Source organism: Mesorhizobium sp. WSM4814, from assembly GCF_055811595.1.
In genome coordinates this window covers 47,689-64,698 of the sequence record NZ_JBVVQT010000004.1, presented here as the reverse complement: position 1 = coordinate 64,698, position 17,010 = coordinate 47,689, and the positions used below count along the sequence as shown (strand labels likewise).

Below are 17,010 nucleotides of genomic sequence, written 5' to 3'. Positions count from 1 at the left end.
CCGAAATCGAAGCCACGGCATCTGTCGCGGCAAGGCGTCACCACTCGATCGTCGGCCGCGCGATCATCAGCCAGAAAATCCCGAGGACGGCAGCAAAGGCGGGAAAGCCGAAGGCGAACCACAGCCGGAAGAGCCTGGTATACCGGGCCGGCAGCGGCCCCCCCGTTTTGGCGGCTTCGGACGCCAGATTGCGCATTTCCATCTGCATCCACACCACCGGCAGCCAGAACACGCCGGTGACGATATAGAGCGCAATGGACAGCACGATCCAGCCTTCGGAAAACGAGTAGCCCGCCAGCCAGGCGAGCGCGACGCCGGTTATCGGCTGCGCCACGACGGCAGTTGCCGTGAAGAGAAAGTCGGCGACCACGACGATGCGCGCCACTGCCGCAATTGTTGCCGCATTGCCGGTCCTGTGGGCGAGAAGCATGAAGAACGCGATGCCGGCGCCGGTGCCAAGCAGCACGCTGGCACCGATGACGTGCAGGAACTTCAGCACGAAATAGAGCATCAGCGCTCCTCCAGGATCGCCAAGGCAACAAAGTGAAGGACGATGATCGGCAAGACCTTCAGGAATGGCCCAAGTGGTTCGTTCCACAGGTCCGGGCGCAGGAAAGTGCCCACGACCAGATAGAACAGCGACAGCGCGATGCCGGCGTAGAGGCCTTTTCGCGCCGTTGGCCGCCAGGCTATGAGTGCGCCGACGACGATGTCGGCAAGAGCGCCGGCGATCACGGCAGGCGCCGACAAGATGCCAGCCCCCGTGCTTTGCATGAGGCCGATGCCGTTGCCGTAGCCAGTGGTCAGCGACACAATCCCTGTCATGATCCAGAACAACGGCAGCACGACGTAGATTGCCGGCTTGGTAACATAAAGCCCGGCAAACCATTTTTCCTGCACCGTCGCAGGATTGAGCGCGAGGAACTGCGCCAGGCTTTGTGGCCGCATGCCGGTCAGGGAAATCCAGTCCGAGGGATCTCCGAGCGCCCCCCGTGCGATCTCCCTGGCGGCGTTGGTGCGCATTGGGGGCCGCCAGCCGAGCATCGCGGCAAAATCGCCGAGGCGATAGAGAAGCCGCGCGCCCCAGCCCGGCAAGACCAGCCTGGCTGCAGGAGCCCAGCCGAGCCAGCGGCGGAACGTACCGACGATCTCATCCATGGTCAGCTGTTCGGGACCGGCGAGTTCCAGCGCCAGACGAGACGGACTGCCGGGATTGAGAAAGAAGAGCACCGTCGAGACCACATCCTCGAGTTGCACGACCTGCAGCCGGCCGGTATCTGGCATTGACGGCAGGATCGGCAGCGAGGCCAGACCGCGAAACAATGCGCTGGCCCCAAACACGGGCCGGCCGAGCACCACCGAAGGGCGAAGGATTATCCAGTCCAGGTCAAGCGCCATCAGCGCCTGATCGCCGGCATATTTCGTCGCCGAGAACGACGAAGGCTGTGCCCGATCCACACCCATTGCCGAGAAGTGGATCACCTTGGCAACGCCTGCCCGCGCGCAGGCGAGAAAAAGAGCCGCCGCCGCATCGCGATGGACTTGCCCGGTCTTTTCGCGCGGGCTGTCCTGCAGAACGCCGGCACAGTTCACCACGGCATCGACGCCAGTCAGATGCGGCAGCCAATCTTCAGGGCGTAGTGCGGCTGCCATATCCAGCACCAATGTCTGGTAATCACGGGCGGCATTTGCCCGCGGGCTACGGGCGATGCCGACCACCTCATGTCCTTGGGAAACGAGGCGGGCGCAGATCGAAGCGCCGATCAAGCCGGTGGCTCCAACAACGAGAATTCTCATCGGACCCCGATCTCCGGCAGCCACGAGATCGTCGCCGTTCTATTCGGCGCGTATCTCCTCCACATCGTCGGTGTTTTTCCGGCGCTGCGAAAGCACACGTCTTTCGGCCAGCTGCTCAGGGTTGATGACCATAGGCATTCAAGTCGAAGGTGGCGACGTTTACTGCTGTTTATGGTGCGCGCTTGCAGCGTTGCTCCCACACGATTGTCCTCCCGGCGCCGCATGACCACGGTCTCTAACGCGATGGGGCGGAACCTCGGGCTGAACGAACGGCATCAAGAGTTCGACCCGTTCCTCGACGCTCCCGGGAAGATCCGCAGCAGGATCGACGAGGTCGTTGCCGTGTGCGTAGAGATTTTCCGTCAATTTCTTATCAAGGTCGGAAAAAATGCCCATTGATCTGCTCCAAACCAGCTTCTCTGCTTAATAGAAGACTGACGAAAATGTTCCCCGGATGATCGATCACAACAGCTGCTTCTCCGGCCGAAGCGCTGGGACTGGTCCAGCTCCACTTGTACGGGCGGCAAGGAATTCAGACAGTATCTTAATGTGGGAGAATTAGAGAGACATTTGCGCGAGGTGCGAAAAAGCAACGCCAATACAGCTGATTAGTGACGACGTAGGTACTCTCGCAGATGTGGTATTGGCCGTCCGGCGATTCCTGCACACGGTCCCGTGGGATGTTGAAATTATGCGGCAAGTAAGTGTAACCACCGTCTATCCTGGACCGTACCGACGACCGAGGTATGGCGCGGCAATCAGAGCCACCGCAACACTTGAATTTCGTCAGTGGGTCAATCCTGTCCTCGTACCAATCATGGGCGCTGGCGGCAGTTGCGGTGGCGATACACATCGTGAACACGAGGCTTCGCATGGCGTTCCCCCAGGTATTTGGCAGGCGCTGCTCGTTCGAGCGTCCATTGTATATTAGCGTTCCATTAGAAACACCATTGGCTTCCCGACCGACCAACGCAGTTCCAGCAAGCGACGCTCGCGCTGAATGACCGCATTGGGTCAACCCTGCCAACAACCGGGAGTCGTCTCATTCGTTTCCGTGTCGGCCGATCGCGGTGAGATTGCGTTGGATTAGGGCTAATGCGCGCTCCCGATTATTGCGGTAGGCGATTGCTGCAGGTCCGTTTGCAGCCCCACATTGAAATCCCGTCACACTTGTAACTCTCACCTCTCCGGCTGCCCGAGATAGCGTCTTTTTATCGAAACCGTGGAAACGGCGAATTCGACCGCAGGACCGGAAATGACGATGTTTGCAGCAAAAGAGAAAGCCACTTCGTTGCTTGGGCAGGTCCATCTTGGCCGCTGGCTCGGGCTCGCAGCCGCACCGACCTTTGCACTGATGTCCTGGATTTCTGCTGTCGGCTCGCCAGGCATGACAATGTGCTCTGCCGCCTCGCCTTTCATGCCGATCAACGAAATGGCCCTGATGTACCTGCTGATGAGCCTCTTTCAAGTATCGCCGTGGCTGAAGCTGTTTTCCGCCCGTTCGCGGCACCGCAACACTTCCGTCCAGCAAACCAGAGGAGACTGACAATGCAACACGCTGTTGTTTCACGCGACAACTGGCTGACCGCCCGCCGGGACCTCCTGCGAGCGGAGAAGGAACTCACGCATCTTCGCGACAAGGTCGCACGCGAGCGGCTCGCCCTGCCATGGGTGCGCATCGAGAAGGAATACTTGTTTGCCACGCCGGATGGTCCCCGTGCGCTCGCCGATCTCTTCGACGGCCGTTCGCAACTTCTCGTGCAACATTTCATGTTCGCGCCGGGGTGGAAGGAAGGGTGCCCGAGTTGCTCATTTATGGCTGACCACACTGACGGCATGAACAAGCATCTGGCGCATCACGATGTAACCATGATCGCCGTCTCGCGCGCGCCGCTTGCCGATATCGAGCGCTATCGCAGACGTATGGGCTGGCAGTTCCGATGGGTGTCCTCGAACGGCAGTCCGTTCAACTACGATTTCCGGGTCAGTTTTACGCCCGAAGAGGTCGCCACCGGGCACATCGACTACAACTTCGGCGAATGGCGGGAAACCGGCGAGGAATGGCCTGGCCTGAGCGCCTTCTACAAGGATAAGGCTGGCACCGTCTTTCACACCTACTCCACCTACGGCCGCGGTGTGGAGGTGATGATGGGCACCTACGCCATACTCGACCTCATGCCAATGGGGCGCAACGAAGCTGAGGGAATGGACTGGGTGCGCCGCCACGACCGCTACGCGTAGGCCGGCGAATGACCCGGACGGAAAACGAGAAATTACCGTGGCATCTACAAGCCCGCTGCCCTGGAGCCATCAGCCTGGCTCCTCACGAATTTCCGATATCGCCGCCCTTGGGCCGGCGGGCCGACCAAACACTTCGCTGCTTGCGGCTTCGAGCTCGCTCAGAGATCTGGAGAGGGTCGCGCCCCAGACGACATGGACAGCCAGCATCAGAAGATTTCGGTAGGCGGGGTGCCGCCAGGCTGGCGCGAGGATATGGGCGGCGGGGATCCATCCGAGATAGCTGAGCGCCCACACGCCGAGGCCGTAAAGGATGCCGTTGCCACGGCGCATGGGCAGAAGCGCAAAAATCGAGCCGGTCAGCGCTCCAAAGCCGAAATGGGCAAGCAGCGTGCTTGTTCGCGCGTCCTGCTCGTCACCGGCGGTGGCGACACGCTCGACGATCTCGCGCGGTGGCAAAGGATAACGGTCCCGGTCGTCGAGCAACGGATGAAGGTGCCGCATGGCGATGGTCATCGCCAGCGTGGCCGCAAGTCCTGCCAGAGCTCCTGATACGATCCGCTGCAACACCTTCTCCCGCGATAATATGCCAAACGGCAGTTTGGCGCTGATGTTCCCGACTACCGCTGCGCACGGGGTCGTAGGCGGCCACTCACCGCAAGAAAAGCGCGACGAGACTGGCCGAGCAACAATGCAGGAGACAGCTTGATGTTGCCGCGGGCGGGCTACTGCCTGGTCGGCGCCGTGGTGGCGTCGGCGATCGCTTGGCTTGCCAGTTCCGCCTTGATGTCGCGCGCCAGTTGCAGGTGCTCGAGCACGGTCGGCAAAGTCTCGGAGGCGAAATGCTGAAGGTCGGCGTCCTGTCCCGACCCTATCTCCCATATGAGCAGCTGCACCGTCTTCTGGTGATCGGTGATCTGCCCGCTGATATAGGCAATATCAAACTTCAGCCCGTCGAGCTTTTCAAGCTCGGCCCGCTGCCGCTTGTGCTCCTCATCGAGCCCTTCCGGCAGCGGGATCTTGTTGGTCTCAGCGAGAGATTTCAGTCTCGCGTTCGCCGCCGAGTGGTCGTCGACCATGCGGCCGGCAAATGCCGTGACGGCGGAGTTGCCGGACTTTTTCGCGAGCTTGCCGAATTCGACCTCGGCTGCGCCGCCGGCGGCGGCCAGTTGCGCGAACAGCCGGTCCTGGTAGTTGGTCTGGTGAGGCGCCGGCTGGCCCGGCGCCTCCATCCTGGTATCCGGGGCCATGCCGGCCGGGTTTCCGATCTGGGCCATAAGGGGCGATGCGGAAAACAGCACCAACCCCAAAGCAGTTGCAAGAAGACGCATGAGAACCTCCTTCGAAGATGTGCCGGGATCGGTCGGCCTGCCTCGGTCAAAGCGCGAGCATATAGGCAACGAGGTCATTCTTTTCGTCTTGGGTGAGCTTGGTGCCGAGCACCAGGTTGAAAAACTCTACCGTATCGGCGAGCGTCATCAGGCGGCCGTCATGCAGATAGGGCGGCGTGTCCTTTATGCCGCGCAGCGTAAACGTCTTGATCGGCCCGTCCGGCAATTCCACCATGTCGTTGAAGGTCTGCCCCGGCTTGTAGAAGCGCTCCAGCTTCAGATCGTGCATGTTGTTGTCCATGAACGACGTTTGCGGCACATGATTGCGCGCAGCGGCCCTTGCCCATGAACACGCGCTCGCCCGCCAGTTCCTGCTCGCTGGCCAAGGCGGGATCGAGCCGGCCGAACGGGTCAAGCTTCGGCGCGGGCGGAAAATCGATGATGTTCTGCATCTGCGCCATCATCGCCACCTGGTTTGGGCGATCGGGCAGGTTGACGCCCTTCCTGGTGGCGCTGACATGATCGCCGTTGAAGTATGCGGTGCGCTGCTCGAATTCGGTAAAATCCTCGACTGAGCGCAGCGACCGTTTCGACCCATGGATCTGCTGGTTGAACAGACCGCGCAGGCTGGTCGTGTCGAGACGGAAGCGCGCGGCCTGCGGCCTGACATCGGGCGTCAGATGAAAGGCAGCGTTGGTGTTGAAGTTGGCATGGCAATCGAGGCAGGTTACGCCCAGGCTTTGCGCCGCCACCTTGCGGTCCTCGGTCTGGTTGAATTCCTCTTGCGGGAATGGCGTCAGGAGTAGCCGCAGCCCTTCCATCTGAACCGGCGTGATGATGCCGTTCATGATTTCATAATAGTTGCGGATCGTCAGCAACTCGCCGCGGGAGACGTCGCCCAGCTCCGGATGGGTGGTCAGGAATATCGGTGACGGGAACTCTGGCGTAAGATGATCGGGAAGATCGAAATCGACGTCGAAGCGTCGGAGATCGCGCCCCTCCTGCCGGCCGATCTCACGAATTTCCTGTTCCGGAAAAACCTGTCCTCCGGTCGCCTGTTTGACGTGGGGCAGCGGCAAAAGACCATTGGGCAGCAGCTTGCGGTCACGTATCTCGCCAGGGCTCATCTCCGCCAGGCCCTGCCAGGTCTGGTCGTTCGCCAGCTTGACCCGGACGCCGTCCTGGACAGGTTTTGTCCCGCCCGACATCATTGTGCCTGGCATGGGGCGATCGGACAGGTCGTATCGCTCCTCCAGCAAAGCCCTCTGGCGTGCCATGACGCGCGGCTTCTGCGCTTCGTCGTCAGCCTTGACGGCGGAGAATGGACGGGCGGGCAACGGTCGGTAGGTTGTATCGGGCGGCAGTGGATCCGACAGTGCGCTGAGACTGACGGCAACAACGACAAGAGCGCACGGAATGCCTGCATTCAACACTCTGCGCATTTTTCCCTCCCTGGCTGAAGTGCCCCGAACCGCGCTGCGCGTGATTTGTTCCACAGCCGGGATTGACCAGTACGGTGCATGCGTGCAGTGCCGGAAACTAGCGCGGCTCGCCTGGCGACTCCCGTTTGCCCCGCCTTGCCAGCGCTAGGCCGCCGATCAGCATCAGTGCACCCCAAACCAGGAACCCGATGTCCCAGTAGATCCACTGGTCCGGCGGGACGGTTTCGTTGACATGGTGGATGCCGAGAAGCTGGTGATTGATCACCCCTTCGACTAGGTTGAATAACCCGAAGCCCATCAGCATCGTCCCAAGCAACATCTTTCCCGACCACCAGAGATGAGATTTGTGAGCGGTGCGCCACAGCACGACCAAACCAAGCACGACGAAGATGTATGTGCCGGCGTGGAATAGGCCATCGAGAAGCGTGTTGAACCTAAGGTTCTCAACACTGTCGGCGGGATAGCCGGCGCTGGTCGCCATATGATGCCACTGGAGCAACTGGTGCAGCACGATTCCATCAAAGAACCCGCCCAGGCCAAGGCCCAGCAGAATACCTGCGGACGTCGGAAAACGGCGATGCTGCGAAGCCGTGGTCGCCATCCCTCTCTCCTTTGGCACCCCCAACTTCGGGCCAGGCCATGTGTTCCCTGCCCTGCCTGCGCCTTGGATATGCGTGCCTCACGTCGCAAGCACGGCGCAACAATCATTAGCGGCGGGCTCACCGCCTAAACTTCAGCGTTTGCAACGCACCTTTCCTCGCGACAGGCTGCATCGCCGGCACGAGACTCAGGCCTTGGGAGATCACTGAAAGACATCGGGCGGCGGATTGTCGACTGCATGCTTGGGGGCGGGCGTGGCGCCGAAGATCGACCCGACTAGTCCTCCTTCTTCAAATCTTCAGCTTCGTCCTTCAGCCGCTGCCAGTCTGCGCCGTGCTTGCGAAGCAATGCCCGCGCTTGTTTGGGCGTCACGCCTGTCACCTCCGCGAGGTGCTCAACTTCCAGTTCTGCACCCTTCTTAACTCGGCTCGCGTCGCTCGTACTCTTGACCGCCATCTGTTGCGTCCTCCTTGGCCCAAGGTAAGTGGCAACGAATGTTGAACGTTGTGGTTCCGCCCCTGTGGAACTAACTGCCAGCCGTGTAGTTCTACCGCCGAAGGAGATCTCAATGCTTCGACTTTTAATCAGTCTTGGCGCGCTGTACGCGGCATTTCAAATTGGCCGTGAGTTCGGCCGCACCGAAGCGCAGGTCATCCAGATTCCACCCGACGACCGTCGTCCGGCGCCTGGAAACGGGAAAGAGTTCGGCGAGCGGACCTAAGTGGTAGCCCCTAAAGGTTGCGCTATCTACGCGACATTGGCGCGAGCAAAACCAGTTACTCCTCGTCGCCGAAATTTAACGAGGACGCATCCTGCCTCGGAACAATGCCGCGGTGATGTGGTTTTGAGGATGACCTACAACGAAACGACCAACCCCGTCCTAACTGGTATCAGGGGGCGTTGCCCGCGCTGCCAACAGGGGCATCTGTTCAGCACCTATCCCAAGCTGGCGCGGAGTTGTATGCGGCTTGAATTTCTCGTTCGCCGATCCGGCTGACGGCCCGGCCTTCTTTTCCATGTCGATTGTGGCATTCCCGGCGCTGGCTTTCGCACTATGGTTTCAGCTCACGTATGAGCCGTCCTACTGGATGCATGCGCTCACAACCTTACCCCTCACCGTTGGAGCGTGTGTTGCATTGCTAAGGCCGCTCAAAGGCTGGCTAGTTTGCTCGCAGTACTTCCACAAGGCTGAGGAAGGCTCCATCGACCGAGAATGGCATGCAGCCGAAGCTGAGCGCCAACGGCAGCAGCCGCCGAACACGTGAAGTGTATTGGCCAGGAGCTAGCTGATACACAGCGCAGAATCATGTCATGTCGGATATGGTCATGCTCGCCGCGGAGGTGCTTGATATGCAGCTTCACCGCCTCCGGCCCACTGCTTCGCCTTGCCGTTCTTCAACTCTTTGGGTAAACCGGCGTTGTCCTGAAGCCTTACCGTCGATAGTCGCATTCTCGATCTCGAGTTCACTGGCGGTTTCGATGAGCAGTGTATTTGCGCGCCCAATCTGCATCGGTTTTCCTGAAGACCAGGGTAGGCACGTTCGGAACAATCCGCATCCGCCGCTCAGAGAAGTCCAGAGCAATTGGCAGGGCTCGCGAGGACCAAACGTGGCGAATTATCTGACGCTGCCTACGACTACATCGAAGGGTCGGATCAGGGTGGTCGTGGACCGAGCACCAGCCGCCGCAGCCTGTAATCAAACTGCGTCTTGAGACAGCCGCCGATGATTGAAGAGCGCCAGGTGCAGCGTAGCTATTACGACTTCTTGATCTTCCAATTCCTCTTCGGTTTCGGTGCCGGTGCTGGAGGAAGAGCGGTTTCAGTCCTCAGTCGTTGTTCCCGAAGCCGAGCCGTCTTTGCGTCTCGTGCCGCGCGCTCGACCTCGATCAATTCTCGCGCAGCATCCGACGTGCGCTCTTTTCTGTCTTGTTTTTCTTTGTCGGTGAATGCTTGTCTTTCCCGCATTGATCTCCCCGATCCGACAGCACAGCGCTTTGTTGCCGCACCGAACTATTGTCGCCAGATCGGGTTCCACCGGACAGCAAAAAAACAGCCGCCTCCTCCCACACGGGCTACATCCATTCCCAAAGCGCACGAACGCGATCGTGCTTTCGTTCAATCGATTTTCACGTGACAGAGATGTTAGGCTCGAACAGGAGCTGCCGCGGGCTTGGCGCCCGTCCGGCCAGCACCGGCGACAAAGGCGCGCCGCCGTTGTCCGAAGGCGCGTTCTCTCTCAACTAGGCAGCTTCCTGCATCGCTCTCTCGTTGACGCTGGTCTCTCCAAGCTGCGTTAGCGCTTCGTCAGTCGCCTTTTCCTCTTCGAGCGTCTCCTCGAGCAGCGGCACGGCATCCTTTAGGCCGAGCAGTCCGGCCCAGGTGATCAGGGTGCCATAGCGGGCGATCTCATAGTGTTCAACCTCTTGCGCCGCCGCCACAAGACCAGCGTCCAGAGCTGGAGCTTCCTTGAATTCCTCCAGTATCTCCTGTCCTTCCTCAATGATGCCGTCGATCGCGGGACATGTCTTGCCTTGTGCCCGTTTGCCGAAAATCTCGAAGACCTGCTGCAGCCGTTCGATCTGCGCCTCCGTCTCGTCGCGGTGCTTTTCGAATGCGGCGGTCAGTTGGTCGGATTCGGCACCCTTCGCCATCTTCTTCAGCGCAGCCAGGATTTTGCGCTCTGCGTAGTAGACGTCCTTCAGTCCGTCGTGGAAAAGATCTTCGAGGCCCTTGGCCTTGCTTTGCGATTCCTTTTTCGTAGCCATCGTCGTCTCCGAGTGTGAGAAACGCGTGTCTGGTGGCACGCGCAGCTTTAACCAAAGTGGGTGCTGTTTGTTCCTTCGGGCCGATCGGCAATCCACGGTCCTCATAGTGCCGAACACGAAACTTTCTTAGACCACGGCAGTAACCGTCTTCGAGCGGGTGGAGGGTCCAATCGCCCGGGTCGATTGAGCGAGCTGACCGGGGATCACATAGATCCGGTTCCGTTTGATCGCCTTCACGACTTCCGATTCCAACTGTGCGCAACACTGAATCATGCTCGCCAGTTCGCTCTTGTGCTCGGCATCGGGATGCTGACAACATAGACGAGTCCGCTGTCGGGTGCGCGTCGGGAATGAATTTCGGAAGTGCGGCTATGCCGCCGGCCGATGCGCCTATCCGACAAAACGGGACACCGAGCATCCTTCCCTGCAGCGTGTTGGCGAGGCCGGATCAGTTTTGCTTCGTCGTCGCGCCATTCTCTGCAACTATGCCACGCCTGCTTTCGAGAATTCGTTCGATCACTTCGGCGTCCGCTTCGTATTCTCTCGACCGTTCCTGCAGCTTTGCCGCCATGTCAACGCGCGCCAACTCACTTTCCCGGTCGGCCATTCGCCGGGTGAATGCCGCCCGCTGCTGATGCGCGCGCAGCAAGCTCCACAATAAAAGGTCAGTCTCGGCCGACTGGGCCTCGAGCACCGCGTCCGACGTGAAGGCATGCCAGTGTGGCATCGGTAGCGAAGCATGTCGCCGTCCTCGATCTCCCACAGAGGACCGTGGCACTCCGGACAAACAAACAACGAACGTTCGCCGAGACGATCTTCATTCGACATAGCGGAGTGCTCCTGAGCTGCAACGGCCGCCTCCAGCCGGACTCCCGGTGGAATAGGAAGCGTCTCGCCGGCGGGCTCGGAGGCCAACCGGGCCAACAGGTCGCCCATTCCGACGATCGGCACGCAATGATCGATTTCGACATGGCGCTGGGCGCTCCGAACCATGTCTGGGACGGCCGCGTCTTGCGGGTCCTGGATCACTGTTACTCCCCCGACGGCCTTGATTGCCCGGAGACCCGAAGTGCCGTCGGACAAGCTGCCGGAGAGGAGGACGCCAATGACCCGAGCTCCATAGCTGCATGCGGCCGACCGGAAGAGAGGATCGATCGCCGGCCGGGCGAGATTTTCGCGAGGGCCCCGCCGGAGCAGCATGTGATCGTGGTGAAGCAGCAGATGGAAACCGGGTGAAGCCACATAGATGCGCGCCCGCTCGAACTGCTCCCCGCTCTTCGCCTTGATCGCCTTGAGAGGGCCAGCCCGACCAAGGATCTCCGGGAGATAGCTCGTCTGGCCCACGTGGAGCACCACGAAGACAGCAGCGGTAAGATCGGGCGGTAGATAAGTCGCGAGCCGCTTCAGTGCCTCGACGCCGCCGGCCGAGGCTCCGACCACGATGATGCAGCGATTTCGAGAGCTCATCCCTTCGATCTTCTCGGGCAATTCTGAAATGCGGCCCTGATCGTTCGAAGCTTGACCCGACCTGTGTCCAACATTGCTCATACACTGCAACGAATCCGAGAGTGACTGCGTTCCGTTGTCGACGTAAAGGAACAAGCCGCAACACCTTCAGTTTGACAGCGGAGACAAACGGAGCGTTTAAATTGCCCGATCCGTAGAGCAGGTTTTCGAAGACCATCTGAGGCCCCGCGCCGCAGGCGATCTCGAGGAGGATCCCAGGCGCAACCATGCTGAGGATCGTCCTCTTGACTGCCAATTCGAATCTGGTTGGCCATGATGCCGTCCGACTGTCATCCATTACCTGCGCGACCAATTGCCCGAAGGTGAGTTCAACCACGTCTCAAATAAGTTCGTTGTCCTTTTGCCCTGCTGACCTGGTCTGCCACTTCGTCAAGATTCGACGCCACCGACGGCGCTGGCAGCTTCGTCATCCAGGACAGCAAGATTGTGTTCCAATCCATTCACTACAGGTTGGAAGCTGTGGCTGGGCGAAGCGCACGCGATAATCACCGGAAGTGACGCCCAATAAGCCTCGTCCAGCAGTGGCGCAACCGGCCGGCAACTTCGTGAGGGGATACACTTGCCATCAAGTTGCCATCGTGCGTTTTGCTCAGCACTTTCCGGAGGAATGCGAGCGATTGAGGCGGCGCGCAAGCGGCCATTTCGCTGCATGTCGCGAAACGTGACCCGCCCGGTGTCTGTGCACGAAAGAAAGTCCGCGCCCTTCGGGAAAAAAGGACGCGGGCTCATCGGGAGTCATCCATGTCGCAGCTGCACGAATGAAACTTTCAGTCCGCGCCGAAGTTCCACACAGAAACAAAAAAGGCCCGCCGCGCATTTAGCCGCGCCGCTCCACGGGCCACCCAACAAAAACAAGAAGCCCGCGCCCCGAGGGAATGGGAAGGACGCGGGCTGATCGGAGAGGGGTTCATCACAAGGTCAAAGTGCTGCCCGACCCAAACGAAAGACACACTGACAAGCCCGTCCTAACGGTCGTCTCGCAAAGAAGCTCTACTCGTCCGCCCTTCTGCCATGCAATTTGCCACAATCCGAGACGCGAGCACTTCACGTCGTTTTCCAGATTGAGCCTCGACCTTTGGCCAGTCGAACATGCGGCCCAGTAGCGCCATTCGGAGGGGCGGGACGCACCGCTCCTTCAGCTTTCGGTGATCGCCAAGGCACCTGCGCCCCTGCCAACCGCCACAACCTGCCCTCGGACTATTCAGCCAAGCCTCCTCGACCGTCTCCCCGAATTCCAGGTCGGAAGAATAAAAGAGCGTCCGCAACCGGGAGCGATCACGGCTGAGTTCTGGAGGAACGAGTTCCAGAACGGCTATCCCGTCCAAGACTCCAGCCGCCTGCTTGCCACGTGGTGAGTTCGCCTTTGGACTTGGCCCGTCGTTCAGGAACAACAACGCCCAAGCCAAGTTTGGTGGTCCAGGAGGTAACGACAATGCGCATACTGAGAACATTCTTTGGATACTTGTGGCGCTCGAACAGCAAGTCGGCGCCCGACCTTGCGCCGCCCGTCGACGCAATCGTTCGGCTGCTGAAAGAAAAGCAAAAACTCGCTACAAAGAAAGGACTTGGCCGACCAGATCAGACTGCGGGCGGCTGACCGCGCAAGGCCCCGCGCAGACTGAAGACCCCGAGGGAAGCCGCTGCGGTCACCGAAATCCTGCGGTTGCGGGCGGCCTCGAGCGTGCCGGGCGCTTACCTTCTGCGCCGTGAATATCGGAGGGCGCGGAAACGCCGATGCTGCGACGCCGTGGTCGCCATCCCTCTCTCCTTTGGCACCCCAACTTCGGGCCCGGCCATGTTTTCCCTGCCCTACCTGCGCCTTGGATACGCGTGGCTCAGGTCGCAACCACGGCGCAACAATTAGGCGAGCTCACCGCCTAAACGACTCCGTCGTTTGCAACACGCCTTCCTCGCGACCGGCTGCATTGCCGGCACGAGACTCCAGGCCTTGGGAGATCACTGAAATCGGCATCGGCGCGAAGTTGCTTGCCTAAATCCGGCGGACGGCAAGTGCGACATCTGCGGAGAACGGCGGCACATCAAGCTTCAGCCAGCCATCCGAATTCGCCTGCCATTCCGCTGTTTGCCTGCCGGCCGCGGTGTCCCAGGCGATCACGCGATAGGTGCCGCGAGCCAACCCGGGCAACTCCAGGACGGCAGGAATGGGCGCAGTGCCGGCACGCAGCATGCCGTTTCGCCCGATCGTGTCGCTGCGAACCAGCCAGACCACTGCCTGGGAATCGTCGCCGCAGGCGACCGGCGCGATGTCGGGACCGGAAACCCGCATCTTGTCGCCGAGATGGACACGCCGGAACGAAACCCAATCTATCAGAGGCAGGAAGTCGGCCAGCGAACGCTGCGCCCGCCGCATTCCGGGGGTGAGCACGTGCGGGGAGCGGTTCGGCCACCGCATGCCGCCACCGGCACCCCCCGCCGCCAGGTGAGCCCATTGCAAATGGCGGAAGTATTCATCGTCGAAAGGTTCGGGGAGCGTGATCTTCTTGTCTTTGAACGAGTGGATCGGGCCGTGCTCGGAATCGAGAAAAGGGCGGCCGTCAAGAATTTCACCAAGCGCCTGTCCGACGATTCGCGCCATGCCTAGCGCCGGCGCCACCGTGTCACTGGGGTCGTCGATCGTGCCCTCCTCGTAGAGATGGAGGGAGGCGAAGTCGAGGTCGGGGTGGCGGAAGATCGGCCCGGGCAGCGGCATGTGAGGCCGCCAGCGAAGCTCAGGTCCGAAAAGCGAGACGGTCTGCGGGTGAGAGCGACCGTAAAGTGACGTTTCCAGCCGGCGCACAAAATCGCTGAGATCATGGATGAGGGCGCCGAATCCATCCGCGCTGCCCTGAGCCTGCTCGGGATGGATCTCGTTCCAGAGGTCCCATGCGAAGAAGGCTCCGCTGCCGCTCCATCTGCGAACCACGAATTCCAGCCTTGCCTTGATCGCGCGGCGCGTCTCGGCGCAGACCAGGAATCGCGACGGGTGGTCCAGCACGCCTCCGTTATTGCGGTTGTAGGGGTGGTGGCGCCAATGGAGCCACTGCCAGAACGTATCAAAGGGAGTGAGCAGGATTCTTAAGCCCTGCTTTTCGCAAAGACGAAAGAGGTCGTCCCACAATTGCACCATCGCCGGCACGAAGCGGCCCTGCGGCTTCTCGAAGTAGCGGTGGCGAACCTGGGCATATTCCAGCATCAGCCTGAGGCATGTGACGCCGCTTTCCTTCAGCCAACGGAGATGATTTTCCACGCCGGCCATATCGGCGCGCCGGAACAGACCATTGAGTTCGGGCCAGCTTACCGCATCATTCTGCCCGATCGGCGTCCATGCCTCGCCGTCCTCGGTGACGAAATAGGAACCGGCTATCTTGATCCAAGGCAGGCCCGCAGCCGATCTCGGCGCGGAGTCTTCCACTTCGCCGACCAGCGGTATCGCCAATCTAATGTCGTTCAAGGCATGCTCGAATTTCGTCCGCGGAGCAGTATAACTGCCGCGGTGGCAAAATGTTTCGCCGGGCTTGGCAGGCTTCGCCCCATTTTGCAGTAAATCGATGCCCTGTCTCGACGCAGCGGCGCCTTGCCTCAAGAGCGGCGCGGAGCTGGTGATGTCGACCGATCACCCAGAGAAGTTGCAGGCGCAGAACGCACGCTCGGTTCTGATAGCGATGTGAGAACCATCGCTGCGGACATGACGAGGGAGCGGAAGTGTCGTGCGTCGCTTCGTCGACAAGGGCAGAATTCCAGGTTGGCGGTCGTCTGCCCGACCAGACAAACTTCAGCCGAAGGGGAACCTCACGGTCCCAGGCAAGTTCGGTAAGATTGTGGGGGAGATTGCGTGTGCTTTCATTTCATCAGCTTTATAGTTGTCGTGCGTGCGATCTTCTCCTTCCTCGGATTCCATCATCCAGCCCGACAACGGATTGGCGAGGCGCGGATTCAGAGCGCCAGTCTTTCATCCTGAGGTCAACGTCTGCTCACCGACAACACCTGGACTCGGCTCCGCTCACGCTTGCTTGGTCAACAGTCTACGCTTGCACGGCATTTACCGCTCAGGGGACGACGTGATGGAGGCCCGAAGGAAATTGTGGCGGTCGAGACTGGCAATGGCCGGCCGCCCGGCGGGAGCGCCGGCGCGAGCCCTGGCCGAGGGGTTGCACGTATGAGCAGCAATCCGGCGCGTCCGCCAGGCGAGTACCGGTCCGTGTTTGCCAGCTTCTTCATGGCTGGTTTCGAGTGCTCATCGCATCGGCGCGGCGACGGAGTGCGCCTCGATTTGATCCGCGCGACTGCACACGACACGCACGCCCTCGGCGACTATCGCAGTTGTGCTGCCCTTGGACTTCGCACGATTCGCGACGGCTTGCGCTGGCACCTGATTGAAACAGCGCCAGGAGTTTTCGATTGGTCGGGTTGGATATCGATGATCGAAGCAGCTCAGGCCGCCGGTGTGCAGGTCATCTGGGATATCTTTCACTACGGCTCGCCGGATCATGTCGACCAGGGTGGCTCAGGCTTCACCGAGGCCTATGTGCGATTCGCCGCTGAGGCTGTCCGGGTTCACCGCTCAGTTGCAGGGACAGCTCCCCTGGTATGTCCCATCAATGAAATCTCATTCTTTTCATGGGCGATAGAGGTCGGCTATTTCCCGCGCGTGGGGCCTAAGAAGCGGGGATGGTTCAAGCGGCAGCTTGTGAGGGCAGCGGTTGCGGGCGTTAAAGCCATGCGGGATGCCGAACCTGATTGCAGGTTCATCTGGGCTGAACCGCTAATCCATGTCGCTCCTCGCGACCGCACTCGCGCCGAGCAGCGGCGCGCAGAAAGTGTTCGTCAGGGCCAGTTTGAAGCCTATGACATGCTGACGGGCCGTGCCGAGCCAGAACTGGGCGGCAGCGAGGACTGTATCGACGTCATCGGGCTCAACTTTTATCCCCACAATCAATGGTACTTTCAGGGGCCAACGATACCAATGGGTCACCACGAATACCGGGCACTTTCGGACATGTTGGTCGAGGTCGCTGAGCGCTACAGGAAACCTATGTTTATCGCCGAGACGGGTGCTGAAGGATCAGGCCGGCCGGCATGGCTCCACTATGTTTGCGATGAGGTCCGCGGCGCGATGAGCCTTGGTACGCCGGTCCAGGGCATATGCCTTTACCCGGTGACCGCGTATCCCGGCTGGGACAATTCGCGCCACGCGGAAGTTGGCTTGTTCTCGACGATACATGCCGACGGTTCGCGCAGTCTTCGCCAGCCGGTTGCAAATGAATTGGAGCGCCAGCGCGCATTGTTCACGGCAGGTGTTTAGTAGCCGT

General features: G+C 60.4%; 16 protein-coding genes and 3 pseudogenes. 6 read left to right on the top strand and 13 right to left on the bottom strand.

Features of this window, described 5'->3' with window-relative positions:
- Positions 1 to 37: 37 nt before the first annotated feature.
- The 3 genes from AC0L2V_RS08730 to AC0L2V_RS08720 form a co-directional block, all read right to left on the bottom strand.
- A complete protein-coding gene (locus AC0L2V_RS08730; protein ID WP_287216964.1) occupies positions 38 to 511 on the bottom strand; it encodes a DUF2269 family protein in 474 nt (157 codons plus the stop codon).
- Positions 511 to 1,797 carry an SDR family oxidoreductase gene (locus tag AC0L2V_RS08725; RefSeq protein ID WP_473509763.1) on the bottom strand — a complete coding sequence of 429 codons (1,287 nt, stop codon included), beginning with the start codon at positions 1,795 to 1,797 and terminating at the stop codon, positions 511 to 513. Before AC0L2V_RS08725 ends, AC0L2V_RS08730 begins: the two co-directional genes overlap by 1 nt.
- Before the next feature lie 159 nt (positions 1,798 to 1,956).
- Positions 1,957 to 2,193, bottom strand: a complete 237-nt coding sequence (locus AC0L2V_RS08720; protein WP_473509761.1) for a hypothetical protein — start codon at positions 2,191 to 2,193, stop codon at positions 1,957 to 1,959.
- A gap of 859 nt (positions 2,194 to 3,052) precedes the next feature.
- On the opposite strand from AC0L2V_RS08720, the gene AC0L2V_RS08715 reads away from it, so the two are divergent.
- Complete coding sequence (locus tag AC0L2V_RS08715; protein WP_473509760.1) at positions 3,053 to 3,343, top strand: hypothetical protein; 291 nt, start codon at positions 3,053 to 3,055, stop codon at positions 3,341 to 3,343.
- Between the two features lie 2 nt (positions 3,344 to 3,345).
- Positions 3,346 to 4,038: a DUF899 domain-containing protein gene (locus tag AC0L2V_RS08710; protein WP_473509758.1), complete on the top strand. Its 693-nt coding sequence runs from the start codon at positions 3,346 to 3,348 to the stop codon at positions 4,036 to 4,038.
- A 69-nt stretch (positions 4,039 to 4,107) separates the two neighbouring features.
- Here AC0L2V_RS08710 and AC0L2V_RS08705 read toward each other — a convergent pair whose 3' ends face one another.
- From AC0L2V_RS08705 to AC0L2V_RS08685, 5 genes and pseudogenes are all read right to left on the bottom strand, one after another.
- Positions 4,108 to 4,602, bottom strand: coding sequence for a hypothetical protein (locus AC0L2V_RS08705; protein WP_287216970.1), 495 nt, complete (start codon positions 4,600 to 4,602; stop codon positions 4,108 to 4,110).
- 158 nt (positions 4,603 to 4,760) lie between these two features.
- The gene (locus AC0L2V_RS08700; RefSeq protein WP_287216971.1) at positions 4,761 to 5,366 is read right to left on the bottom strand and encodes a DUF4142 domain-containing protein; all 606 of its coding nucleotides are present in this window, start codon (positions 5,364 to 5,366) and stop codon (positions 4,761 to 4,763) included.
- Positions 5,367 to 5,412: 46 nt separating this feature from the next.
- A pseudogene (locus tag AC0L2V_RS08695) lies at positions 5,413 to 6,808 on the bottom strand (cytochrome B6).
- 97 nt (positions 6,809 to 6,905) lie between these two features.
- On the bottom strand, positions 6,906 to 7,409 hold the full coding sequence (locus tag AC0L2V_RS08690) for a DUF2243 domain-containing protein (protein WP_473509753.1): 504 nt from the start codon (positions 7,407 to 7,409) through the stop codon (positions 6,906 to 6,908).
- A gap of 275 nt (positions 7,410 to 7,684) precedes the next feature.
- Positions 7,685 to 7,864, bottom strand: a complete 180-nt coding sequence (locus AC0L2V_RS08685; RefSeq protein ID WP_128247528.1) for a DUF3606 domain-containing protein — start codon at positions 7,862 to 7,864, stop codon at positions 7,685 to 7,687.
- Between the two features lie 112 nt (positions 7,865 to 7,976).
- Between AC0L2V_RS08685 and AC0L2V_RS08680 the strand changes: the two genes are divergently transcribed.
- From AC0L2V_RS08680 to AC0L2V_RS08670, 3 genes and pseudogenes are all read left to right on the top strand, one after another.
- On the top strand, positions 7,977 to 8,129 hold the full coding sequence (locus tag AC0L2V_RS08680) for a hypothetical protein (RefSeq protein ID WP_473509751.1): 153 nt from the start codon (positions 7,977 to 7,979) through the stop codon (positions 8,127 to 8,129).
- A 129-nt stretch (positions 8,130 to 8,258) separates the two neighbouring features.
- Positions 8,259 to 8,673: pseudogene (locus AC0L2V_RS08675) on the top strand (DUF983 domain-containing protein).
- Between the two features lie 459 nt (positions 8,674 to 9,132).
- The gene (locus tag AC0L2V_RS08670; protein ID WP_473519923.1) at positions 9,133 to 9,543 is read left to right on the top strand and encodes a hypothetical protein; all 411 of its coding nucleotides are present in this window, start codon (positions 9,133 to 9,135) and stop codon (positions 9,541 to 9,543) included.
- A gap of 106 nt (positions 9,544 to 9,649) precedes the next feature.
- Here the strand turns inward: AC0L2V_RS08670 and AC0L2V_RS08665 are convergent, their stop codons facing one another.
- The 5 genes and pseudogenes from AC0L2V_RS08665 to AC0L2V_RS08645 form a co-directional block, all read right to left on the bottom strand.
- Complete coding sequence (locus AC0L2V_RS08665; RefSeq protein ID WP_473519922.1) at positions 9,650 to 10,174, bottom strand: YciE/YciF ferroxidase family protein; 525 nt, start codon at positions 10,172 to 10,174, stop codon at positions 9,650 to 9,652.
- 448 nt (positions 10,175 to 10,622) lie between these two features.
- Complete coding sequence (locus tag AC0L2V_RS08660) at positions 10,623 to 10,901, bottom strand: hypothetical protein (RefSeq protein WP_473520031.1); 279 nt, start codon at positions 10,899 to 10,901, stop codon at positions 10,623 to 10,625.
- Between the two features lie 260 nt (positions 10,902 to 11,161).
- Positions 11,162 to 11,641, bottom strand: a pseudogene (locus AC0L2V_RS08655) (chemotaxis protein CheB); the annotation flags it as partial.
- Positions 11,642 to 12,070: 429 nt separating this feature from the next.
- The gene (locus AC0L2V_RS08650) at positions 12,071 to 12,430 is read right to left on the bottom strand and encodes a hypothetical protein (RefSeq protein WP_473519921.1); all 360 of its coding nucleotides are present in this window, start codon (positions 12,428 to 12,430) and stop codon (positions 12,071 to 12,073) included.
- 1,261 nt (positions 12,431 to 13,691) lie between these two features.
- Complete coding sequence (locus AC0L2V_RS08645) at positions 13,692 to 15,152, bottom strand: glycoside hydrolase 5 family protein (RefSeq protein ID WP_473519920.1); 1,461 nt, start codon at positions 15,150 to 15,152, stop codon at positions 13,692 to 13,694.
- Between the two features lie 705 nt (positions 15,153 to 15,857).
- Between AC0L2V_RS08645 and AC0L2V_RS08640 the strand changes: the two genes are divergently transcribed.
- Positions 15,858 to 17,003, top strand: coding sequence for a glycoside hydrolase family 1 protein (locus AC0L2V_RS08640; RefSeq protein ID WP_473519919.1), 1,146 nt, complete (start codon positions 15,858 to 15,860; stop codon positions 17,001 to 17,003).
- The last annotated feature ends 7 nt before the right edge of the window (positions 17,004 to 17,010 follow it).